Source organism: Acaryochloris sp. CCMEE 5410 (genome assembly GCF_000238775.2).
In the GTDB taxonomy this organism is placed as follows: Bacteria; Cyanobacteriota; Cyanobacteriia; order Thermosynechococcales; family Thermosynechococcaceae; genus Acaryochloris.
Window position 1 is genome coordinate 519962 of sequence record NZ_AFEJ02000002.1, and the last position, 24120, is coordinate 544081.

Annotated in this window: 16 protein-coding genes and 2 pseudogenes; 9 read left to right on the top strand and 9 right to left on the bottom strand. The window is 46.4% G+C overall.

Annotated elements, in window-relative coordinates:
* Window positions 1-13: 13 nt before the first annotated feature.
* A complete protein-coding gene (locus ON05_RS23255; RefSeq protein WP_255345122.1) occupies window positions 14-1378 on the top strand; it encodes a bifunctional diguanylate cyclase/phosphodiesterase in 1365 nt (454 codons plus the stop codon).
* A 129-nt stretch (window positions 1379-1507) separates the two neighbouring features.
* Window positions 1508-4729 carry a PAS domain S-box protein gene (locus tag ON05_RS23260; RefSeq protein ID WP_010481154.1) on the top strand — a complete coding sequence of 1074 codons (3222 nt, stop codon included), beginning with the start codon at window positions 1508-1510 and terminating at the stop codon, window positions 4727-4729.
* A gap of 280 nt (window positions 4730-5009) precedes the next feature.
* Here ON05_RS23260 and ON05_RS23265 read toward each other — a convergent pair whose 3' ends face one another.
* The gene (locus tag ON05_RS23265; protein ID WP_010481156.1) at window positions 5010-5297 is read right to left on the bottom strand and encodes an RNA-binding protein; all 288 of its coding nucleotides are present in this window, start codon (window positions 5295-5297) and stop codon (window positions 5010-5012) included.
* A gap of 633 nt (window positions 5298-5930) precedes the next feature.
* On the bottom strand, window positions 5931-7271 hold the full coding sequence (locus ON05_RS23270) for a TAXI family TRAP transporter solute-binding subunit (protein ID WP_010481159.1): 1341 nt from the start codon (window positions 7269-7271) through the stop codon (window positions 5931-5933).
* Between the two features lie 26 nt (window positions 7272-7297).
* On the opposite strand from ON05_RS23270, the gene ON05_RS23275 reads away from it, so the two are divergent.
* The 3 genes from ON05_RS23275 to ON05_RS23285 all read left to right on the top strand — a co-directional run bounded on the left by ON05_RS23275 (window position 7298) and on the right by ON05_RS23285 (window position 11448).
* Window positions 7298-8494 (top strand): dipeptidase, encoded by a 1197-nt coding sequence (locus ON05_RS23275; protein ID WP_010481161.1) that lies wholly within the window; start codon window positions 7298-7300, stop codon window positions 8492-8494.
* Between the two features lie 520 nt (window positions 8495-9014).
* Window positions 9015-10127, top strand: a complete 1113-nt coding sequence (locus ON05_RS23280) for a diguanylate cyclase domain-containing protein (protein ID WP_010481163.1) — start codon at window positions 9015-9017, stop codon at window positions 10125-10127.
* A gap of 406 nt (window positions 10128-10533) precedes the next feature.
* On the top strand, window positions 10534-11448 hold the full coding sequence (locus ON05_RS23285) for a M23 family metallopeptidase (protein WP_010481165.1): 915 nt from the start codon (window positions 10534-10536) through the stop codon (window positions 11446-11448).
* Here ON05_RS23285 and dxr read toward each other — a convergent pair.
* Window positions 11417-12622, bottom strand: a complete 1206-nt coding sequence (gene dxr, locus ON05_RS23290; RefSeq protein ID WP_010481168.1) for a 1-deoxy-D-xylulose-5-phosphate reductoisomerase — start codon at window positions 12620-12622, stop codon at window positions 11417-11419. The genes ON05_RS23285 and dxr overlap by 32 nt on opposite strands.
* A gap of 82 nt (window positions 12623-12704) precedes the next feature.
* The gene (locus tag ON05_RS23295; protein ID WP_010481171.1) at window positions 12705-13070 is read right to left on the bottom strand and encodes a hypothetical protein; all 366 of its coding nucleotides are present in this window, start codon (window positions 13068-13070) and stop codon (window positions 12705-12707) included.
* 116 nt (window positions 13071-13186) lie between these two features.
* Here ON05_RS23295 and ON05_RS23300 point away from each other — a divergent pair.
* Window positions 13187-14301, top strand: a pseudogene (locus ON05_RS23300) (IS630 family transposase).
* Here ON05_RS23300 and ON05_RS23305 read toward each other — a convergent pair.
* The 4 genes and pseudogenes from ON05_RS23305 to ON05_RS23320 form a co-directional block, all read right to left on the bottom strand.
* Complete coding sequence (locus ON05_RS23305) at window positions 14277-14570, bottom strand: hypothetical protein (protein WP_175307199.1); 294 nt, start codon at window positions 14568-14570, stop codon at window positions 14277-14279. The pseudogene ON05_RS23300 and the gene ON05_RS23305 sit on opposite strands and share 25 nt — an antisense overlap.
* Before the next feature lie 95 nt (window positions 14571-14665).
* A complete protein-coding gene (locus tag ON05_RS23310; RefSeq protein ID WP_010471773.1) occupies window positions 14666-16729 on the bottom strand; it encodes a zinc metalloprotease HtpX in 2064 nt (687 codons plus the stop codon).
* 258 nt (window positions 16730-16987) lie between these two features.
* Window positions 16988-18586: a Ppx/GppA phosphatase family protein gene (locus tag ON05_RS23315; protein ID WP_039779597.1), complete on the bottom strand. Its 1599-nt coding sequence runs from the start codon at window positions 18584-18586 to the stop codon at window positions 16988-16990.
* Between the two features lie 662 nt (window positions 18587-19248).
* Window positions 19249-20241, bottom strand: a pseudogene (locus ON05_RS23320) (IS1 family transposase).
* A 258-nt stretch (window positions 20242-20499) separates the two neighbouring features.
* Here ON05_RS23320 and ON05_RS23325 point away from each other — a divergent pair.
* Window positions 20500-21180 (top strand): hypothetical protein, encoded by a 681-nt coding sequence (locus tag ON05_RS23325; RefSeq protein WP_010477190.1) that lies wholly within the window; start codon window positions 20500-20502, stop codon window positions 21178-21180.
* Between the two features lie 142 nt (window positions 21181-21322).
* Here ON05_RS23325 and ON05_RS23330 read toward each other — a convergent pair whose 3' ends face one another.
* Entirely contained in the window at window positions 21323-22237 is a 915-nt protein-coding gene (locus ON05_RS23330; RefSeq protein ID WP_010477188.1) for a LysR family transcriptional regulator, read from the bottom strand.
* 238 nt (window positions 22238-22475) lie between these two features.
* Here ON05_RS23330 and ON05_RS23335 point away from each other — a divergent pair, with 238 nt between their 5' ends.
* Together ON05_RS23335 and ON05_RS23340 are read left to right on the top strand one after the other, a co-directional pair.
* Window positions 22476-23126, top strand: a complete 651-nt coding sequence (locus ON05_RS23335; protein WP_029315460.1) for a ParA family protein — start codon at window positions 22476-22478, stop codon at window positions 23124-23126.
* Window positions 23126-24109 (top strand): hypothetical protein, encoded by a 984-nt coding sequence (locus tag ON05_RS23340; protein WP_236619075.1) that lies wholly within the window; start codon window positions 23126-23128, stop codon window positions 24107-24109. The genes ON05_RS23335 and ON05_RS23340 overlap by 1 nt, the downstream gene beginning before the upstream one ends.
* The last annotated feature ends 11 nt before the right edge of the window (window positions 24110-24120 follow it).

A 24120-nucleotide genomic window follows, 5' to 3' on the forward strand; every position in this document is an offset into this window, starting at 1 on the left:
GCCAACAGCATCCATTACTGAGCGTCTCAAGACCAACCAACAACTCTTTCACCATGCGTACTACGATTCACTGACAAATTTGCCGAACCGAGAATTATTTATGGATCGGCTTCAGCATTTAATCAATCTGAATCAGCGGTATGGGAGCCACCCTTTTGCCTTGCTGTTTGTCGATTTAGACCGCTTTAAGATGGTCAATGATAGCTTGGGTCATCCCGTGGGCGATCAGTTGCTAATTGCCACGGCCAAACGGTTACAAGAATGTCTCCGCCCGACGGATACCGTCGCCCGATTTGGCGGAGATGAATTCGCCATTTTGCTGGAGCAGATTTCGGATATCAACAGCATCTGTACCCTAGCCGAACGAATCAACCGGGAGTTGGGTGCCCCCTATGAGCTGGGCAACTATGATCTTTTTAATTCTGCCAGTATTGGCATTGTCCAAAGCCATTCTAGGTATGATCTCGCCGAAGAGCTGATTCGGGATGCAGATATTGCCATGTACCAAGCAAAAACCAATGGCAAAGGCTGTTATGCCGTTTTTGATGCGGCGATGCATACCCAGGTCAAAGGGCAATTAACCCTAGAAAATGATTTGCGACGGGTCATTACGGATCAGCAATTAACGTTGCACTATCAACCCATCGTTTCCTTGCACGATCAAGAAATTGTTGGGTTTGAAGCCTTAGCCCGGTGGCAACACCCTGAGCGAGGACTGATTCCACCAGGTATGTTTATCCCCATCGCAGAAGAAACAGGGCTGGTCGTACCTTTGGATTTATGGGCAATCCGCAAAGCCTGCCAACAATTGCAAAGGTGGCAGGCTCAGCTTCCGCCAGACCGCAGGTTAGGCATTAGTGTAAATCTATCCAGTCGTCATTTTTCACGGCCTGATTTAGTCGAACAAATCGGAAAAATCCTTAAGGATACGGGAGTGACGACTTCGGGCTTAAAACTAGAAATCACGGAAAGTGCCTTAATTGAGAACCCTGAGTCAGCGGCCCAAATCTTGTCGGAGTTAAAAGCTTTAGGTCTTCGAATCTATATTGATGATTTTGGCACGGGCTATTCATCCTTGAGTTATTTGCATAAGTACGACATTGATACCCTAAAGGTGGATCGCTCATTTATTCAGTATCTTGACCGCAATGCCGATCGATTAGAAATTGTCCGTACCATTGTCGTTCTCGCCCATACCTTGAAAATGGATGCGATCGCAGAAGGGATTGAAACCACTGAACAGCTCGCTGCAGTGCAAAGCCTTGGCTGTGAATATGGCCAAGGGTATTATTTCTCCCCGCCCTTAACCCAAGCTCAGGTGGATACCCTCATGCAAGATCAGACCTTTACAATATTGGGCAACTTAAAGGAGAATTAATCAAAGCCAGAAAAGTGGCAATAGATAGAGAATAATCTCTTTTGTCAGCCTATTCGACTTACAACCATTCATTAATCCTTAGATAGAGTAAATAATGCTGGATTACGAGCCAGATCTGCTGCCAATGAGATGAGTGAAGAGATCCTATCTTGTTCCCTATCTGGCGTCGTTTCCTTAGATTCTGCCATTGATCGGCATCCGGTTATTTGTCCCCCTGATACATCTGTACAGGAGGTCTTGATGCTGATGACTCAGGGGCATGCCTGCTCCGTGGATACGGCTACTCCAGCCGACATTCCTCACCGTAGTAGTTATGTGCTGGTCATGGACCAGCATACTTTAGTGGGAATTTTTACCGAACGAGATGTCGTTCGCTTAAGTGCGCAAGGGTCAATATTTACGACCCTTTCCATTGCTGAAGTCATGATACGGCAATTAGTGACCTTATCAGACACTGACTCGTTGGATCTAGAGAGTGTTCTGACTTTATTTCGTCTACATCAAATTCGCCATCTTCCCATTCTGGACGGGGATGCAAAGGTTTTAGGCGTGATCACCACTAGTGAGGTACACAAAGCACTTCAGCCGAGTACCTTACTGAAAATGCGGACCGTTCAAGAAGTGATGACGAACAATCCCGTTACGGCGAGACCCACTACTCCTGTCATGGAAATCGCTCAGCTGATGGCCACCCACCATATTAGCTGTGTGGTGATTGTCCAAGTTGAAACAGAAAACGCCCGTCCACACCCCATTGGCATTATTACTGAACGAGATATCGTCCAGTATCAGATCTTAGAAGAGAATATGACCCAGCCAGCCCAAGCGGTTATGAGCAGCCCCCTGGAATGCTTAACAGTGGACGATACCCTTTGGCAGGCCCAGCAAACAATGCAGAAGCTACGGGTCAGGCGGTTAGTGGTCACAAATGCCCAAGGTAGTCTACAGGGAATTCTCACCCAATCCAGCATGCTGTCCGTCTTAAATGTCAAAGACATGTGCAACACCTTAGAAATTCTGCAACAGCAGGTGGATCAACTTCAAAATGAGAAAATTCAGCTCTTGCAAAGCCTCAATGCCACCTTAGAGCATCAGGTAGAAGAAGATACGGTGGTGCTCAACTCTTGCCAAAATTTCTTTACCGCTACCTTTGAACAAGCCGCGATTGGGATTGCCCATGTTGATTTGGACGGCCAATTTCTCGCCGTCAATCAGTGGTTCTGCGATTTGCTGCAATATAATTCAAATGACCTATTGCAACGATCATTTCTGGAGATAACTCATCCAGAAGATCGCGCCGAAGATCAGCGGCAGGTACAGCAGCTGATCAAAAATAATCGGGCTGCATTTAAGCGAGAAAAACGATATCTTCGCCGAGATGGGTCCGTGGTCTGGGGAAAAGTTACCGTATCTTTGGCTCAATCCGAAGTAAATTTACCGGACTATTTAATCGCGGTGGTGGAAGACATTAGCGATCGCAAACGGGCCGAACTCGCCCTCCAACAGCTCAATCAGGAACTTGAAGAACGGGTGATCCGTAGTACAGCCGCTTACCGCGCTAGCGAGCAACGATATCGAACCCTATTCGAATCAGCTCCTGACATGTTGTTCGTGCTTAGTCAGGAAGGGATTATCCAGCAGGTCAACGCCGTAACCTTGGCAAGATCTGGCTACTCTGAAACGGATTTACTGAATCAACCCATATCAACCTTTCTCGCTACAGTTTCTCAACCCGCCTCTCAACTCTTTGAGAGGTTACGTAACCACGGAACTTTCCGGGAGGTCAGTCGACTGTACTGCCAAAACGGCATCTCGCTCTTTGTAGACTGTGCCTATTCTTTAATCCACGATGAGCAAGGCCATGCCTCTCATATCCTGGTTATTCAGCGAGATATCAGTGAGCAAATTCAAACGGCAGCAGCCCTAAAGACCAGTGAGGCCCGGTATCGCCTGCTCTATCAAAATACCCCCGTTATGCTGCACTCCATTGATCAACGTGGTCGTTTGGTCAGTGTTAGCAATACCTGGCTCACCAAGATGGGCTATGAGCGCAGTGAAGTGATCGGCCGAGCCTCAACGGATTTTCTCAGCCCGACTTCGCAAATTTATACACGCCAAAAGGTACTGCCCCAGTTTTTCCAAACGGGTACCTGTCAAGATATTCCCTATCAATTGGTAACCAAACAGGGGGACATGATAGATGTATTGCTGTCTGCGTTCGCAGAACGAGACGATCAAGGCAACCTGATCCGCACCCTAGCCGTTTCCATTGATGTGACAGAACGCAATCGCATCGAAACCGCCCTCCGGGAGAGTGAAGAGCGATTTCGCTTGGCCTTCGAGAAAGCCGCTATTGGCATGGCGATAGTTTCCCCCACAGGAAAATGGCTCAAGGTCAATGCATCCCTTTGCGACATCGTGGGTTACTCAGAAGCCCAGTTACTGACCATGACATTCCAAGACATTACTCACCCAGACGATATTGCTCTCGATTTGCAGGCTTCAGCACAGCTCCTCAAGGGAGAAATTGACAATTACCATACCCAAAAGCGCTACATCCATCAACAAGGCCATATCGTCTGGATCTCCCTCAGTGCCTCCCTGGTGTTTCGCAACGATGGTCGCCCCCTTCACTTTATTACCCAAATTGAAAACATCAGTGCCCGCAAGGTTTCTGAGCAAAAACTATCGGAATCCCTAGCGGAAAAGAACGTGATGCTGCAAGAGATCCATCATCGCGTTAAAAATAATTTACAAGTGATTTGTAGTTTGCTCAATTTGCAAACTCAGGCCAATCCGGACATAGAAATTGCTGAGATTATGCAGGAGAGCCAAAATCGCGTCAAATCCATGGCTCTAGTCCATGAAAATCTCTACCAATCTCAAGATCTGTCCAAAATTAATTTGGCCAACTATATCAAAGAGCTCACCAACAATCTATTGCGGTCCTACCGTTCTAGAGCCAGTCTCACCCAGATCAAGATTGATATCTCCCATCTCTACCTCAATATCGATACGGCTATTCCCTGCGGGTTGATTATCAATGAACTGGTATCTAACGCGCTCAAGTATGCTTTCCCTGAAGATATTCGGGGGAATATTACCATCCATATCTTTGAGAATACACCCCAGGAATTGACCTTAACCGTTTCAGATGATGGCATAGGACTCCCTGAAGATATCTCGACAGACAATGTCCAAACCTTGGGATTGCGAATGGCGAACACGTTAACACGCCAGATTTCAGGTAATCTAACCATTGATCGAAAGACAGGCACGACATTTCAAATCTGCTTTCCTCAGCCCTTAACGGAGGAGAAAAAGGTCACGCCAGTCGTTCCTAATAACTGATCGATTATCTCAACGAGGACAATCTCATCGACGATGCCAATAAAAAATACCGAGATATTCCACAGATTAGGTTACAAGAAATGGGTCATTTATTTTGAGCCGTTTTTGAAGCTCAAGCCATTTCAGATCCATGTCCAAACTCTCAAGCACTAGACCAAATGGGACTTGTTCGTCTTGTTGATCAAGCCCTTTGCTAAGGGATAAGAGAAATTGCAAGAAAAAACCTCATAGCCCAACATATTAGAGCTATGAGATCAAATCTTCTCAAACCAAATGGGCTTTAGTAGCGTCGTCCGCCACCAAAGTTCCCACCCCCGCCTCTATTTTCACGAGGTTTTGCTTTATTGACTTTCAGGGTGCGTCCCATCCATTCAGCACCATCTAGTTCTTCAATTGCCTTGGTTTCTTCGGCATCATCACTCATCTCGACAAAACCAAATCCTCTCACTCGTCCTGTTTCACGGTCAGTAGGAAGTTTGGCGGACTTTACAGTTCCATATTCTGCAAAAACAGTGTTTAGGTCTTGCTCTGTAACATCATAAGAGAGGTTACCAACATAAATCGACATGAATTAAATCCCAAAATCAGTAGGGTGTAGAGAATTAGATTTCGGTGCGTGGTCTTAAAAATTGAGCTGGATAAAACCAAGCAATTCTGAAAACTAACGGGAAACCGATATTTATATCTCGCTGCCTATAGTAACCGATCCCCAAACTTGATGCTGAGTTAAGAAGCAATCTTTACAGTGATTTTGGCCTTTTTTGACATCTAAAAACCCTATGCAGTCGTTAATAGTGCTAGAACTAGTCAGTCAAAGGTCTCCAGTTTCACTGGAGGCAAGGATGAACCCCTTTAAAGAGGATTTTAATCGCAGATCATAAAATTCTCACTTTTACTGTTGGCGGTAGTATATTTTACATAATACGCTGGTATCACCTTTAAGCTGGGCAATCAGCCCCAATTTTGTGGGACTGGCAGCACCCGGCTTTGTTGGATGAGGCTATAACCACAGTTAAAGTCAAACCTAACAATTCCTCCGACCAAACCAGAGGATTAAAGCGAATCAGATGGGAATTGAAGCCTTCCAATCCAACAGTTGTTTCCTTAAGCCCAAGCCTCCTAAAGGTGGGTTCTCAAGAGCATAGACAAAAAGTGTAATCGAGCAAGAGAAAGAATATCATTAGAGCAAATTGATCAAGAACTATGGAGATTGCACCTTTAACAAGATGGTTTCTCTATGTCGCAGCGTGGTGATAGCCACTTCCCACGGCATAGTGAAGGACTGAAAAGATTCTGCCGAAATGCGGTCCTTATCAAGATCAATCACAACGGCTTGCAGAATTGAAAACAATCTCCGTCTGACCTGTTTAAGTTCTTCCAGATCTTGGGTTTCTTGGATAGTTTCGATCAAATCCAGCAATTGGAGATTATACATATCTGCTCGGTTTTTTTGTCGTCCAATTAACCAGAGACGAAGCTGCCAGATCCCGGAAATACCCAGTACAGCAAGAGACAGAAATAACCCTAACAGCTCTGCATACTGCACCCAAAAATTAGGTTGATTCTTGGTGTAATACTGTTCTGCACCAGCGTGGAGAGACCAGCCTAAAATGTCTTGGGATTCTGGCCGCTCAATATTAAACGCGGGTGGATAAGCGGTCACTATCTCCATTTTTCGCTCATGGAGCACACGAGTAATGGCATAAATAACTTCAGCATTAACTTGCTTATTGGCAATGATTAGGGCTCGAACGGCAACTGTTTTAACATCTTGAAAGGGAAGGGGAATCTTGCCGTCGTAGGTCCCTTGGGGAATAAACGCATCTTCTAAGTAGGGGTAAGTGAGGCGAAGGGCATCGGTTTGCTCAATCGGTATGAGATCTATATTTGGCAAACGCAATATTTTCCGCAAAGCCTTATTCCCGGGGCGTATTACCTGAAATAAAGCATCCACCTCTCCTGCCTTTAATTGTTGATAGGCCGTAGAGGCTGAAGAAAAGGAGCGAATCTGATTCGTATTGAAGCCATAATGCTGGGCAATCGGCATAAATAATTGATAAGCACCACTCCCTTTAGGTGGTAAAGCGACTTGTTTCCCTGGCAAATCTGCCATCGTTTCGATACCCGCTTGTCTATTGACGAGGACATGGGCTGTCTCAGGGAACAGTAACGCCATCGCTTGCGCTGATGATTGAATCGATGAATCTCCCTGGATAAGAGCTAACTGGGCTACCCCTGATTCGATCAGCTCCAGATTCTGCGACGAGCCTTCTGTCTGAATGACGTTAATCTGAATTTGGGGATGATGGCGAGCGACAACCGTTGCTAATGCTTGGCCAAATTGATAGTATTCGCCGGTTTTACTCGCGGTTGCTAAGGTTAGAACATAGCTTTGACGATGCTGCCGGAAGACTTGTACAGCCATCCCTCCAGCAGTCAGTAGGCTAATGATCAGGATAGAAATAGTAATACGCCCCCGATTCATCCGTTCAAAGCGACCTATGGTATCGATGACATAGATCCTAGTGCTTACCAGTCCCATGAAGAACATTCATCAACATTTTGACAATGTCTAAACGCAAACGAGCTTCTCGATGGCGTAAACGTCGTTGGGGCCTATTGGGAGTAATTGGACTCGCAATTATCGCAGTGTCCCTAGTCTGTGCCCAATTACCTATCCTCATGGATAAGCGATTTAATCCGGTGGTACAACGGCCGCCCTACCCTGTTGTAGACTCAGTGAGCCAGATTCATCAAGAATTATGGATTGCCGATCTTCATGCCGATTCTTTGCTGTGGAACCGGGACTTAAGTCAGAAACATCCGTATGGACATGTTGATTTGCCACGGTTGCAGGATGCCAATGTGGCCTTGCAAGTCTTGACCGTTGTCACCAAGGTGCCCACTGATCTCAAGCTGGAGAATAACGATCATCGTTCTGATGACATATTGAAGCTAGCCCTAATTCAACGTTGGCCGTTATCGACCTGGAACAGCCTATTACAAAGAGCGTTGTATCAAGCGGAAAAACTCCATAAGCTGGCTGAGTCTCAACGCCAGTTTCGACTTATAAACAATCAAGCTGACCTCAAGTCTTTTCTCCAAGATCGGAAACGGCAGCCCCAATTAACGGCCGGTCTTTTAGGACTAGAGGGAGCTCATGCCTTACTAGGTCGTTTGGAGAATGTAGATCGCCTTTATGAGGCCGGATTTAGGATGTTGGGACTAGCTCATTTTTTTGATACTGAAGTAGGGGGTTCAGCCCATGGCCTGCAAAAAGGGGAGCTAACCCGTTTTGGGCGCCAGGTCATTGCAAAAGCCCAAGATCTACACCTGCTGCTAGATTTAGCTCATTCTTCTGCTCCAGTAATTGATGAAGTCGTTGCCCTGAGTATCCAGCCTGTTGTGGTTTCCCACACAGGTGTAAAAGGAACTTGTGATAACGCGCGTAATCTCACTGATCAACAGGTTAAGGCAATTGCAAAGACAGGGGGAGTGATTGGAATTGGATATTGGCCAGCCGCAATTTGCGGAAATGATGCTGCATCTATTGCCAAGGCAATACGTTATGTTGTTGACCTAGTCGGAGTAGATTATGTTGGTTTGGGGTCTGACTTTGATGGAGCAGTTCGCTCCCCCTTTGATGTTACAGGTTTGCCTTTAATTACTGAGGCATTGCTGGCAGAGGGATTTAACACTGAGGAAATGAGTAAAATTATGGGACTCAACCTATTGCGAGTCCTTGAACTCGTTTTACCTGAGTGAGCATGAAGCATTTGCCAAGTGAATAACGACTATCAAATCTGCAATAAGCGAGGCATCTTAATGCTAATTAATAAATTATTTTTACCCCTTTGAGTTAATTCAATCGACATATATCACCATTAAAGAAAAATCATATTAAACAATTAATGAATAGTCACAAATAATAATCAGCAAGTGTTTTCTAGTTATCTCTGGTCAACTGGAAAACGATCGCAGATTGTATCTAAAGCTACAAAAAATCGACACCAAGCAGTATTCACACGATTCAGAAGGGGTGGATGGGACTGGCTCCTTGGGCAGGAAAGGGAACGGCCCAAATATACTAGGATGCCTTGAACCTGCTTCAATTATTTTCATTCTTCGAAGCCTTAAAAATACGTAGGATTACGGAAGATTTTGGGCATCATAGGGCGGTATAAGAGAGATAACGAAGGACTTATCTTCTCCGTATTAGTTCGGAAGGATAGTGATTTTTTGCCCAGAAGAACGTCTATTTTTTTGACAAGGGGGCCCCTAAAAAATGCAAGCTGCTCATCTCAGTATTCTAATGATCGATGATGACGAGCAGGATGTAGAAATTGTTCGGGAATTGCTGAGTATCAGCCATGATTTCCCTGTAGATCTTTTACACTGTTCCGATCTAGTGAGTGGGTTTGAGTTATTAGAGTCTGAGATTGAGATTGATCTTGTTCTATTGGATTTGTGTATTGCAGGAACTGTAGGACTTGATTTATTCCGCCAAGTCAATCAAGCGTTTCCTTTAACACCCGTAATTATATTGAGTGGCAATTCAGATGAAGCAGTCGCGCTGAAGGCGATGCAAGAAGGTGCCCAAGACTATTTAGTGAAAGGACGATTTACAAGTAGTCATTTACGTCGTTCTATTCAGTATGCCGTTGAACGCCAAAGCTTATTATTGGAACTAGATGCAAAAAATCGAACTCTGCAATCTCTGTCTGAACAGCTTGAACTTGCCAATCAGCAGTTGGAAGAACTGGTAACGATAGATGGTTTAACTCAAGTCAACAATCGTCGTTGCTTTGATGAGACCTTTTTATCGGAATGGAATAGATTGTGCCGAGAGAATCATCCCTTATCCTTGATTATGTGCGATGTCGATCACTTCAAGGCCTTTAACGATACCTATGGTCACCAGGCTGGAGATGTTTGTCTACGGCAAGTTGCCCAAGCCATAGCTAAAGTAGCCAAACGACCTGCCGATTGTGTTGCTCGCTATGGAGGGGAAGAGTTTGCCATTATCTTACCGAATACCGATTTAGATGGGGCAATCCAAGTTGCTGAGACAATCCGCAGTACGATTCAGGAGCTTGCGATTCCTCACCAACACTCTTCGACAGGAAATAACGTTACTGCAAGCTTAGGGGTTGCCAGTCAGGTCCCTGATGAGAATGTGGCCCCCTCAATTTTGATCGAAGCGGCAGATCGAGCTTTGTATGTGGCTAAGCAACAGGGGCGCGATCGCGTCCAGACTCATCAAAAAGATTGTGCTTCTTTGGAGTCTCGACGAACATTGGAATTAGTCGGACGTTTACAGCAAGCCCTCCATCAGCAAAAAGCAAAGCGGCGGGGTAAGCTACGTTTGAGACCTGGAGCACTGTTTACATCCCAATAGCTCCAGCTCTAGTGGAAGACATTGCTTATTCGAGAACGTACCAAACCAATAGGTAAAGACTTATTTCCCACCTTCAGGGTGGGAGTGTTTTCTCTGAACCGATCATTCTCGATTTAGCCCCTTCAGCTAAACAGATGCAAAGATATTTCTTCAAGAAAGTTCACTAATTCTTCTTAACAAGATAACAATTTATTTATGTGAGACTCAGTAGGACAAAACCTTTGTGTCAATTCATTTACAAAGTTTTGATTCAGTCCCGTTCAAGGGCAAATTATTTTTAGATATAAAGAACAAAAGACTTTCTCTTACGTCTGGAAATAGTACTGGTATCTGTAGACTTGTGAAGTGATATTTAGCTTTTTAATCTGCAGTTTTCCTCTGTGATGTTTCTCCTTTAGCTATCTAGATGCCATGCATCACTCTAGATCAGCTTCTTCTATCAATTCTTTCAAAGAACATCTGGATTGGTGAACGCCTCGTGCAACAAGGAATGAGTGATCAAGCTCCTCAGCAACGTCCCCCTTCAATTTCACAACGTAATTTCGGTAATCAGAGGCCCCTGGTCTCTTTTCTCACCAGGATGCACCAGTCCCCCTATCTATGGATGACTTCAGGGTTGGGACTCATATTAGTGCTATTAGCGATTTTCCATCCCTATAGCCCTTTTAAAACTCACTTGACCGGCACAATGGGGGGCGCAGATATTGCTAAGGATGATCCCCCTATTGCCCAGCCTCCACAGGAAATTAAGCCGACAGCCAATCTGAGGTTATTGACCTTGGCTCTCCATGAGCAGCCGACCGTTGACTCGCCTTTGGAAGGTTTTTGCCATCCGCTCTGGGGACAAGGATGGCTGAGTCAAGGGATACGAGGGGTCACCCACAATGGTCGGATGGAATATGCCTATGATTATGCAGCTGGGATTGGTACGCCAGTCTATGCGATGCGATCAGGGCGAGTCATCAGTATCCAAGATAAATACCCTGATCGTGGGGGCGGCAAAGAACAAATTCATCGATTTAATCACGTCTGGTTGGAACATGATGGTGGGTACCGTTCTGCTTATGTTCACCTGCAACAAGGATTTCGCCACCGGGTGAACCTTAAAGTTGGGGATCAAGTTAAGGCCGGACAGATTATTGGCTATAGCGGTAACTCTGGCTGGAGTAGTGGGCCACATCTTCATGTAGAGGTCCATCGTGCCGAAGAACCCTTTCAGTTCACCCAAACCGTTCCCTTTGCGATTGCTAGCTCCTGTAGTCTGGGGCGTCAGGCTACAGAACTCGCAACTAAATCGCCGACAGTTGTGGACTCACCGTAACCACTGGGGTTTGGCTTTGGCTAATGGTGAGAATCTCTTGTCTTGCCCACTGATCAGCAGCCAGGATATCTTCTAGGCTAGGTTGCAAGGTGTTTTGGGATTGGTAGCGATCGCAAGCCGTTTCAATCACCTTGGGAATATCTAAGAAGCTGATTTTCTCTTCTAAGAACAGGGCAACGGCCTGCTCATTGGCAGCATTCATGACCGCCGGCATGGCTCCCCCCATGCGGCCCACATCATAGGCCAACTGCATGCAGGGATATTTCTGGTGGTTGGGCTCACGGAAGGTTAGATCCCCAGACTTAACGAGATCCAGCTGTTCCCAATCAGTCGCAATGCGCTCGGGCCAGGACAAGGAATAGAGCAGAGGAAGCCGCATATCGGGCCAGCCTAGCTGAGCCAGTACTGACGTATCTTGCAGTTCAATCAAAGAGTGAATAATACTTTGGGGATGGATAACAATATCAATATGGTCGTAATCCACGCCAAATAGGTAGTGGGCTTCAATCACTTCTAGCCCTTTGTTCATCAAGGTGGCGGAGTCAACGGTAATCTTTTTGCCCATGGACCAGTTGGGATGCTTGAGGGCATCAGCAACGGTGACTTCTGGTAACTTTTCTACCGGCCAATCTCGGAATGCCCCCCCAGATGCCGTCAAGATAATCCGGCGTAGTCCACCTTCTGGCACACCTTGTAAACACTGAAAAATGGCAGAATGCTCTGAGTCTGCAGGTAATAGCTTGACCCCATGTTTCTCCACTAGCGGTAGTACCACTGGACCGCCCGCAATTAGGGTCTCTTTATTGGCGAGGGCAATATCTTTCCCAGCCTTGATGGCGGCAATGGTGGGCAATAACCCTGCACAACCGACAATCCCAGTCACAACGGATTCGGCATCGCCGTAGGCAGCCACTTCCACCACACCTGCTTCTCCGGCTAGGAGTTGGGGTTGAGGATCGACATCTGCGATCGCATCTTTGAGATCAGCAAGTTGATTCGGATCTGCGATCGCCACAATCTCAGGCCGGAACTGCCGTATTTGTTGTGACAGCAGCTCAATATTTCGGCCAGCAGCCATCCCCACAATTCGAAACTGATCAGGGTACTGAGCGACAATATCCAGGGTCTGGGTTCCGATGGATCCTGTTGAGCCGAGAAGAGTAATTGCTTTCACAGTTTCTTAATAATTGCGGGTCTCTCCTATCTTACTAGGTCAATGGACCTCTAGGGGAGAGGGGCAATCACCAGCGTATGGCTTAAGTCACCTGTGGGGATAAGCTTTTCAGAACAAATTGAGCCACCCCAAACAGAATGATAGTTTCACCCAACAACTCAGCAAATTCCTCAACCGTCACTCTGAGATGTTCAATCCAAAACAGCAGATTTAAATTTTGACCTGCCAGGGTGAAGGAGGCTTCAGGAGAGACCCCTGCGTACAGATGCTCCTTGATCAGTTCTGCACCAAATCCACCCAGCAAGAAAATACCGAGTCCCATCAATACCCACAGGACAATTGACCGATGTTCACACCATAACCGAGCGAGATCCCGCCGACACATGACTGGAATGGCAATCAAAATAGCCACATAGATGCCTTTCCAGTTGTATTGATTCAGGTGCAAGTGGAGCTTTGTTAGCTCATCAATGCCCCCATACAGACAAAGGGACGCTAGTGCTCGACCACACTGAATTAGATAGGTAAGCTAGAAACAATCTAGCTGTTTTTAGCCAACCAATCATGCCTGATAAATATATTGTGACGCTAACGCCTGAAGAACGCAGTGAGCTGATGCAACTCACCCGACGTGGAACCTTGTCAGCGCGAAAAATGAAACGAGCCCAGATTTTGATGTTGGCAGATAAGGGACACAAAGACGACACCATTACTCAAATGCTCAATGCAGGCATCTCTACCGTGCATCGTACTCGCCAGAAATTTGTGGAAGGTGGTGTGGAGTTCGCCCTCAATGAGCGTCCCAGGCCAGGGGGGCAAAAGAAGCTCGATAGCAAAGCAGAGGCCTTGCTCATTGCGACAGCTTGTAGCGACCCACCTACCGGTTGTTGCCGGTGGACCATGCAGCTATTGGCAGAACGGCTAGTTGAACTCAACGTCGTCGAAAGCCTATCGGATGAAACGGTGCGACGCACGCTCGAAAAAAACAGCTTAAGCCGTGGCTAAAAGAGCAGTGGTGTTTTTCTACTGTAGGCGCAGACTTTGTTTGGCGGATGGAGAACGTTCTAGATTTGTATGCCCAACCCTACCATCCTGAGGAGCCTGTTGTTTGTTTTGATGAACGGCCTTGCCAACTGATTGGCGAAACCCGGGTGCCCCGTCCACCAAAGCCCGGTCGTCCCCAACGCTACGACCATGAATATGAGCGCAAGGGCACTTGTAATATATTTGGCTTTTTCAACCGCTTAAAAGTTGGCGACATTTGAAGGTGACTGAGCATCGAAAAAGTGAGGACTTTGGGGTGTGCATGCAGTATCTAGTAGATGGTCTGTTTCCTGATGCTCAACAAGTGCACGTTGTCTTAGACAATCTCAACACCCATACTCCCGCTGCACTCTACAAAACCTTCAACCTGATGAAGCTTTGAGGATTCTCAGTCGCATCCAGTTTCACTACACTCCAAAACATGGCAGTTGGCTCAATATGGTTGAGTTTGAGTTTCGGCTCTTTCTAGGCAGTGCTTAAATCGACGAATTCCTGATATTGAAAAACTCCGGCATGAGGTCACCGCATGGGAACAAAGGCGTAACCGAGATAAAACGACGGTTAATTGGTTATTTACAGTGGATGATGCACGAACTAAACTCAGCCGACTCTATCCCCAAACTACCCTGTCATAATCACTGTGGTGAAGCACTAGTGCTAAAGGGAGCAGTCTAGAAACAGGACGTCGGATTCGCCGCCGGAAGATAAGCAAGAGCAGCGCCAGCGCCCCTATTGCAAATAATGTTGCAGCCTGCATCAAGGATGGCAACGATCTCAACCCATTCCAATCCAACCAAGCAGGGACAGACTGCTGCCGCCAGACAGCGATCAGATAGGCCAAAGCAAGTCCAAATTCTAGGCCAATAAGGAGCCATAGCCCAAATCGCAATCGTTTTGGCAGCATCTTCAATTGATTAGCGAGGAGTGAGGGAATGATCAGGACTCATTGATCTAAGGATGTGAGTCCTCAGAAGCGGCATTAAGGAGTGTTTTTCGGAATTAACCGACCAATCCAGGAAGCAGTAAAAAGTTGAAGACCAACCCCAGAACGATGAAAAATCCGCCAAAACTGAAAGACCAAAACCGATGATAGCTATTGATCACACGCCCGCCATCTGTTCTGAGTTGGATAAGATCCATCCAGGGGGCAATACTGCGACGGAACCATCCCGTTGTGCCCACCTGGGTTCCAATCAAGTCCTTGACTTGAGACATACCAAATAGGAAGTTGCCGATCGGCCCAAAGCGAGAGGAGTAGCGGAGAAATAACATGCCGCTTTTATCTTGCAGTTTCAAATCTGAACCAAATTTATAGCCCGCATCTCCACGCCCAATCAGTTGACCTTCAAGCTGCACGGGTTGCCCACGCAGGGGACTGGCATAAGGATCCGACATCAGGGTTAAGATATCCCGTTCAGGAGCCTGACCAAAGTTGGGATACATGATGAAGGTTTTAGCGAGAATACCGATCCCTAAACCGATCAGCATTAACGAAATGGGATTTGTTCCGACGGCAAGTCCTAGAATCAGACCCACCCCTAAGCCAATAAATTCGGCCCCATAGAGCAATAAATCTAGGAAGAAGTGGCTATAGAGGCGTTGCTTATTTAAATGGCGACCTTCTCCCACGACTCGGCCCATATCAAACTCAATATCCAAACCCAGTTGCTCCGCGTAGGTACTCAAGGCTCGAACGCGTTTACCCGTGAGGGGGTGGGTGGATTGCAGCTCCATCCAAAACGCCCAGGGGTTGAATAGATCCCACAAAAAGACACGACCAATTTTGCTGCTATCTGAAGCGACTCGATAGGCCGTGCCGGAGGAGGTCGCCGCTTTGGCATCGTAGATCCCCAAAGCTCGGGTTCCTTCCAGTAAACGGCTAGGCTCTTTGGAACGTTGACCTTCTTCGACAATTCCGTAGGCAATTTTGACTAAAGCTCGGGATAAGGCATTGGGGTTGCCAGTTACTTCTGCCGCAAAGTGATCGGCAAAATACTCCCGAGTTCGGGATAGGTATAAGACCAGATAGGTGCCAATGATGTAGAAGACATAGGCTGAGATCGCAGCGGCTTGCAAAGCATCTTTTCCTTTACTGCTTCCCCCTCTACGTCCTGCTCGGCTGGCAAAGGTGTAAATCAAATAAGTGATCTGCACCAAAGTAGAGGCCAAGGTCATGACCGCAAAATCCCAGTGGACGATGTGGCCTAACTCATGGGCATAGACCGTCGCCACTTCGTCTTCATCTAGGTAGGTGAATAATCCTCGACTTACGACGAGCCGTGCACTGTTAGGCAGAGAACCGTAGGTAAAGGCGGTGGGATTTTGATCTTCAATCATGCCTAAACGAGGCATCTTCAGATTCTTCTCAGTACAAATTCTCTGCAAAATTTGGCTGGTTTCGGGACTGAGATGTTCTAGCTCTCCCAGGGTGATCCAATGGGTGCCATAAAGCCACCGCTGGGTCCAATCCATGAGAAAGGGTGAAAAGAAGAAAACCGCTGCATTAATAACAAGAGTCAAAATAACGGCAGCTCCAAGTCCCAAGCCTGGATTATCACTTTCCGTGATCAAAAAGACGCCCAAGACGAGGACAAGCACCATCCCAAACAGCAGGCTTATGGTAATTCCAGAAGCCAAACTGAGATTTCCACCAATACCAACCATTGCCAGTTTCATCCCACCGAAAGACCGGGACTTTTGGCTAAATTCTGGACTAGGTTGACTAGGTTCTGGACTAGGAACAGAAGTCTCTGCCGTAGCGGATGCCGTAGCGGTTGGAATTTGATTCTCCTGGTCTTGCTGTAACTGAGGCAAGACCTGATTAGCCCATTCCTGAACTTGGGCAATGGGACTGGTAGCAAGAGGCTGGCAGAGCATCAAAGCTTGTTCGAGTTGACCACAGCTCTGATGAGCCATGATCAGATACATTTGGGCCTGCACATGGACAGAACTTCCTGGAGTGGCAGCTTGCCACACACGCTCTAAAATCTGGATAGCCTGGGACTGTTGTCCTTGTTGGTGTGCGGCAATTCCAGCTTTTAAGTCTTCCTGTAGTGAGGCCATAAACAGCTCCTTGCTTTGTAAACGGCTATAGATAAACCGAGAGCAGTTAAACGAAATTCAGCTTACCAGTATTTTTAGAGGTGTGTAGTGACTTAACCCCTAGTCAAATAAAAAAATTTGTGCAAGGGATTGGATAGCTTTAGAGAATCAAGGAAGATCTCCTTAAATGATTCTCTTTCCATTCCTAAGCTAACAAGTTAGCTCTAGATGAGGTGGAATGTCCAAATCCTTGGGTTTAACAGTGAGGACTAGGATTAATCAGGCTGGCTGCAAATCGGGACTAGGAGCAGATTCAGCAAGTTGAGCGACCAAGGTGACATCAAATTCGGCTTCAAAACAAGCCTTTTTCATATCTAAGCTCCATAGTTCTAAAGCACAGTCATCGTCGGCTTGACTGGCTTGAAGATGGAGGGTGATGGTATCTTCTTCAATTTCACAATGCAGGGATTCAATGGCACCGATTTGTCGTCGATCTAATGCGACCGCTAACTTCAGGATGGCGCTGAGCTGATCGACAATCCGACGTTGGGTTTTATTCACTAAGTTCTGATAATTCTCATGCTTTTTCTTGGGGGGGCCTTTGCGGTGATACCGAGCTAGGTTAGCAATAATTTCTACTTCGGCATCGGTATAACCCAACAAACCGCCATGACGAATTAAGTAATAGGAATGCTTATGGTGGGCGGAATGGCTGATGTAATGCCCACAATTATGCAAAATAGCGGCGGCCCACAGTGAATGGCGTTCATCTATTCCCCAATCATGGAGTGCGCCGTGGGTCTGATCAAATAAAGCAACGGCAAAATCAGCGATTCGTTCAGCTGTCGCCAGTTCCACATGATACTGATGGGCCAAGTTCAAAACGCTACGCTCTCGCACGGACCCCTGGTAGCGGAGGCGATCTTCGATTAAGCCTTGCTTCATCATCCAGTCCACCACAATGCCTTCCCGTAGGGCTCGTTCACAGGTGGTAATGGAGTCTAATTTCAGCAGGGTCATTGTTTCAGCCAAAATCACGGCCCCGGCTAAAATAATTTCTGCGCGCCGCTCAGTCATGCCAGGCATTTTGCAGCGCTCTTCGTAATTGAACTTTCGTAACTTGCGAATCAGTTCGTTTAGGTCATCCAGGGTGAGGACATGGCCATGAAGAGAGGTGGGACAGGCTCCCATCACTTCGCAGGCATGGAGTTTGAGAATACTTTCAATGGTGCCGGAGGTCCCAATAAGGGTTGGAATCTCGCCAGGGGAAAGATGGGAATGCAACTCTTCAACAGGCCATTCCAACATCCCTCTGACGAAGGCCTGTAATCGTTCAAATTCGCGAGTACTGACTGGATCGGTGGTGATATATTCCTCAGTTAGCCTTACCGCACCTACTTTAGTGCTGCTGAGGGAGCGAGGATCTTGGCCATCCCCTAAAATTAGCTCGGTGGATCCACCGCCAATATCAATGATGACGTGGGGTTTTTTATTAAATTCGATGCCCGACAAAACCCCAAGATATATTCGACGAGCTTCTTCTGGACCGGAAATAACATTAATTTTGAGGCCGAGTTCAGATTCAACGGCACGAATAAAGGTCCGACCATTGAGGGCTTCCCGGACAGCACTGGTGGCAACCGCCTGAATCTGCTCGACTTTACAGGCTGCGGCCACTTCTTGGCAGCGACGAAGAGCGGCAATTGCTCTTGCGATCGCATCGGGATGCAGCTTCCCAGTATCTTTGCTTCCTTCCCCTAAGCGAACGGTACTTTTTTCGGTATCAATAATATTAAATGCTGGAATTTCAGGGTTAACTTTCACCACAACCATGTGGATTGAATTGGTTCCCACATCAATAGCAGCAATGGTTTGCATGGCTCGTTTGGCCCCTGGATGATTCTGTTCAAAACTGTATGCGGATTTGGGGACAGTGGTCAACGGGGTTTGAATCTCTGCAATAGATTGGCATCTATCTTTAAATCAGAGGATTAGGGATTTTAAGTGATGCAGAAGCCCTTATCTAAAGCTGAATTATGCATTATTTTTACCTGTACTGATGGCCATTGCCTTCAATATTTCACTTTTCAAAAGCAATGATTCCTAAAGAAGCTCTATGTCATTAAACCTCTGACTTTAACCAACTCAGAACGATGCCTAGGATTATCTATATTTTTAATTTTTGCAATTTAAAACAAAAAATAAATGAGAAAATATTATTCTTGCACATGAAAATACCTCAAATACAGAAAAATAATTCAATGATTTACATCACCAAAAATCTTGAGAATAATCACCCTCAGATTAAATTATTTAATTCATATTGATTTCAGATTATCGAGCTAAAAGCAGAGTTAAATCAACCGAAATATTCTCAGCGTGTAAAAGTCTTTAAAATTGAGTTTTAGCTATCTAAAATGGATGGCTGTGGCAGTAGTGCCTAAACGTCAATCTAGTCCTCTACTGTGAATACTGAAAGTGCTTGTAGTTTTTATTTAAACATTTGCACATCAGTAAGCTTGGAGTTCGGCACTGGTCTACTAACAGGGCACATACCTAAACCCTTTATTGGTGAGGAGTTCTAGTGTGCTCAACGGACGAGAACAAAATCCCATCTCCATTGCTGGTGTGGTCTGCTTACTGAGCCCCCAATGGGGTCTAACCCAGTTATGAATCAGGCGTTGTACATCTAGCACTCGCTGTAACCCCGACCGCTTCTTAGCGTAGAGATTCTGCCGTCTTCGATAAGCACTACATCGTCTCCTCAAGGCAGCATTGTGAGCCTCATTATGATTGGCATGGACCTCAGACCCTAGACTGATAGCGGTAAAGGGATGCTCTGCTTTCACCCACTCTACTCGCCGATTCCCCTGAGACCCTTTAACTTCATCGCGACTTCTAACCCCTCTCGCCAAACCTTGCGATGCCCATAGTCAGGATGACACTCCTCACCATTGAGATAGACATTGGCGAGCTTCCAAAGTTCTTGTCCATAACGCCTCTCACCATCGGTAAACCATCGAATCCCATCACAGGCTTTGACCCACTCCCAAGCTGAGTAAACGCCATTTGCAAAAAGTTGTGCATCCTTGAGGCCAGCTTGTGCTGTCAACCAATAGCGGCTTTCGCGTTCAAGGAAATGGATGGTCCAGCCCTGGGATTGGCTGGGGGGAAGATTTTGCCTACACGCGTGTAAACTTCATCCCCTTCTACCGTCACATCAGAGGCTGCTGGTGCGGGAGGTGACCAGTTCTGTGCTTGGTCTGCTAGGCGTTTTTCCCAACGCATAATGGTGGTATGAGATTTACCGAAAGTTCGACCTGCAGCACGAATACCCATCCCTTCGGTGCGAGCTTTGATGGCATAGCTCACTACTGAACTAGCGGTGCGTAAGCGAGCCATTGGGTACCCGTGCGTTCGTTGAAACGCCGATTGCAATCCTTACACTGATATCGCTGGACTAATGTCCCATCTTGCAGGCTATCAAAGCCGCGCTTTAGGATCTTCTCGCTTAGACAATATGGGCATTCCATTGATCTACATTAGGTTGCGTCGGAAGCATTATAGCTAGATCCTGCTAACAGACCAGTGCCTGGAGTTCTCAGGGGCATTAACCAGATTAATGCTTTGTTAGCAATGCCTTAAAAAGACGTAAATAACAAGTAAAAAACTTAAGATTTAAGTTTCAAGAGAATATTATTCTCGATTTATTTCAGCTCTCGTTAATAACCGCTCTATTCCATGATCTTCACTGAAGATCGTTGATCGACAATCACATAAAGGACATTCTTATGCTACTTTCAACCTTCGAACTCCTTCTCAAGGATATTACACCTGCAGAAGGGAATATATCCAACTCAAACCGAAAAATTTTGCAGGGATATTTTCTGACTGTTTCCAATCCTAATAACTTTGATGTGTTATTGCGTTTGAAATTTAATGCCACCACACCTGCCCTGGATACCAGTAATCTAATTGTGATTCGAGATACGGGTGGTTCTAATGATTTTGGCACCTTGGACGCTGATAATTGTTATGACTTTGGCCTCAGAGCCAATGATACAGGCCTAATCATTTTGCAGCCTGATATTCTCACCCTTAACCCTAATGTCGATACCGTTGAATTTCGAGGTTATGTCGAAGTCTTCGTTCGGCAACGATTCCCATTCCCGGCATTGCTGAATCGCCAACTTCTATTTACCCCTGAGCATCGCGGTACGTTTCTGCCCAATGCTGGCGAAACTGAATTTGACCAGCTTTTCACCGCAGTTCCCACTTCTACGGGAGCCAGTCTAATGGAGGTTGATTCTATCTTTACTGGGGGAGTTGGGATTCCTTTACCGATTTCTCCTACGACGACCCCCGCATTGCCTAATGGCACTGGGGCAGACGTAGAAAGCCTTCAGCAAGCTTTAGCCATTATGTCCCAAAGTGTTAATGATCTAAGCCAACAGGTTAATGGGGTGAACTAGCGGCAACCCGTTTCTAGAGCGCCAGCGGGGGCAAGAGCGCCTTTGTCCCCGCTATACGTTTTTCTGCGGTAAACAATCCTAGAGATCTAATGCCAAACTGCTAGATTCGTGATTCCAAATGATTCAAAGGTACTGACAAAAATTACTTGAAATGCATCCAAGGCATCTCCGCATGATCTGTAACCGAGACGAGGTAATGCAGAAAGGTTTCAGCCACAACAGAGAGATGTTTACCGGATAAATAGGCCACGGACCATTGCTGCTCAATGGGAAAATGCTCGACATCTAGAATAGCGAGGTCGGTATATTCTCGACCATTGAGGGAATGGCGCGATAAAACTGAGATTCCTAGTCCCCCTGCGATCGCCTGTTTGATCGCCTCATTACTTCCGAGTTCTAGTTTGATTTCAACATTGACTTTATGTTTGTTGAAGAGGGCCTGAACGGCGTGGCGGGTTCCCGAGCCTGGCTCCCGCATAATAAAGCGCTGATTGTTAAGGGCAGAAATATCAATATTCTTTTGACCCACGAGGGGATGGGAAGGGGGGGCAACCACCACAAGGGGATTTTTAATGACGGGCTGCACTTTGAGATCAATATGTTGGGGGGGATGACTGAGGATGTACAGATCATCTCGGTTTTCCATCATCCGCTTTTCCAGCTGGAGATGGTTGGTAATTTTTAAAGAAATATCAATGCCGGGATATTGATCACAAAAGTTACCCAACAAGCGGGGGACAAAATACTTGCAGGTGGTGACAGTAGCAAGATGTAACTTCCCCTGGGTCATTCCTTGCAAATCACTGACAATCATCTCGAATTGATCTAGTTCTTCAAAGATGGATTGGCAGGTGGTAAATAACCGATTACCCACTTCTGTTAAGTAGAGCTGTTTTCCCAACTTCTCGAATAAGGGGAAGCCAACTGTTTTAGAGAGCTGTTTAATCTGAATCGATACGGTAGGTTGGGTAAGATAGAGTTCTTCAGCGGCGCGGGTGAAGCTGCCGTGGCGGGCAGCAGTTTCAAACACTTTCAGTTGATGTAGAGTAGGCTGCATTGCGATCGCACAGAGGTATTTTGGATAGACTTTAGTCGTTGCCTAGCCCCATTGTAATAGATAATTGTCTATTCATCTAAGAAATATGTCCTCAGAGCAAGAGCACATCTGGGCTGTAAACGCCTACAAAAAAGGGGATTAGTAGTCAATAAAGCTGTATAGTCATCCCAGGAGTCTTTTGCAAGTTGCAAAATCGGAGCCTCCTGCTTACTATTGGCAATCATTAGTGGTGCCCAAGTTGCCTTCTAAATCTTCAAAAACTAAGGTTGTAGCAGTCCTTAATGGCAAAGGTGGTGTCGGTAAAACCACCACAGCTGTCAATCTCACAGCCGTATTTGCAGAAGCTCATCAAGTCCTCCTGATTGATGCCGATCCGCAAGGATCCGCCACATGGTGGACCCAGCGCGATACCAACTCCCTTAAATTCCAAGTCCAGTCTGGGACTAGCGCCAAAGAATTGAAAACTTTGCGCCGATCCAGTAAGCAAGAGCTAGTGGTCGTGGATACACCACCAGGACTGGAATCCGAGATTTTGAAAATGGTCATTCCTGTGGTTGACTATCTAGTGCTTCCTACGCCGCCTGCCCCAATGGAAATAGCCGTTCTCATTGAAACGGTGCGGACATTGGTCAAGCCATCCGGTGTGGCTCATCGGGTATTACTAACACGGGTCGACCCTCGAAGTTTGCGAGAAGCATTGGATGCTCAAAATACATTGATGGAGTTAGGCATTCCGGCTTTTCATGCCTTTGTACGGAGCTATAAGGCCCATGAACGGGCAGCTTTAGAAGGACAGCCAATTACACAATGGAAAGGGAAATATAGTAAAGAGGCAAAAGCAGATTATTGCCGCGTTGTTGATGAAATTAAGCGGGATTGGGAAAGTTAATGGCTACGAAGAAGAGTTTGTCAGATTTATTACGGGAAGAAGCAACTAAAACTGCAGCCCCTGATCAAAAAGAGGATGCAGGTGCTAAACCAGCTGCGGCGTCGACCCAAAAGAAAGCCACAACAGCTAAAAAAACTACGGCTAAAAAGACAGCGACAGCCAATAAAAGCACGGCGAAATCAACGACTACTACTAAAACCACAGCAAAGAAGACGGCCGGGACGACTAAAACTGCTGCACCCGCTGCTAAGGCTACAGCCAAAAAATCAACTGCTAATTCAGCTTCGACGGCTAAGACTGCATCAGCGGCAGCGAAGAAGTCAACTTCGACGACAAAGGCTACTACAACCTCAGCTAAGAAGTCAGCTGCAAAGACCAAAACGGCTGCACCTGCTGCCAAAAAATCAACGGCAAAATCTTCTACTGCCAAAAAGGCAACGTCTAGTCGCTCCTCTAGTCGGAAAACAGCTGCAAAGCCCCCATCAACAGCAAAGAAAGCTAAACCTGCCACCTCTACTGCTAAGAAAGCAGCCGCTAAACCTGCCTCAACAAGCAGCCGTACCGCCAGCGCTCAATCCATCAATGCTGATTTAGAAGTGCAGGTGAGTACCCTAACCAAGGATTTAAAGGCAGCTCAAACCAAGGAGACCTCTTTACAGAAGAAAGTGGCTCAATTGGAAGCACAGCTAGCGGAACAAAAAACGGCCCTGACTGCATTGCAGAAATCAAACAATCAAATCGATACGATTAAGGGGAAACTGGAGCAAACCACCCAAGATGCAGTGCGATTAGCAAAAGAGAATGCCCGGCTACAAAAAGAATTGACTGAGCAGCAAACCACTGCAACTCCTAGAAAAACACAGAAGTCCTCAGCATTAGCCCCTCGCAAGAAACCAACGAATACCAAATCCATCTTCCATCGGCCTGTGCGTTCAAATCAGGCTCCACCCAACCGATCCTTTGATACCTGGTGTTACGACTAAAGGGCTGTTTC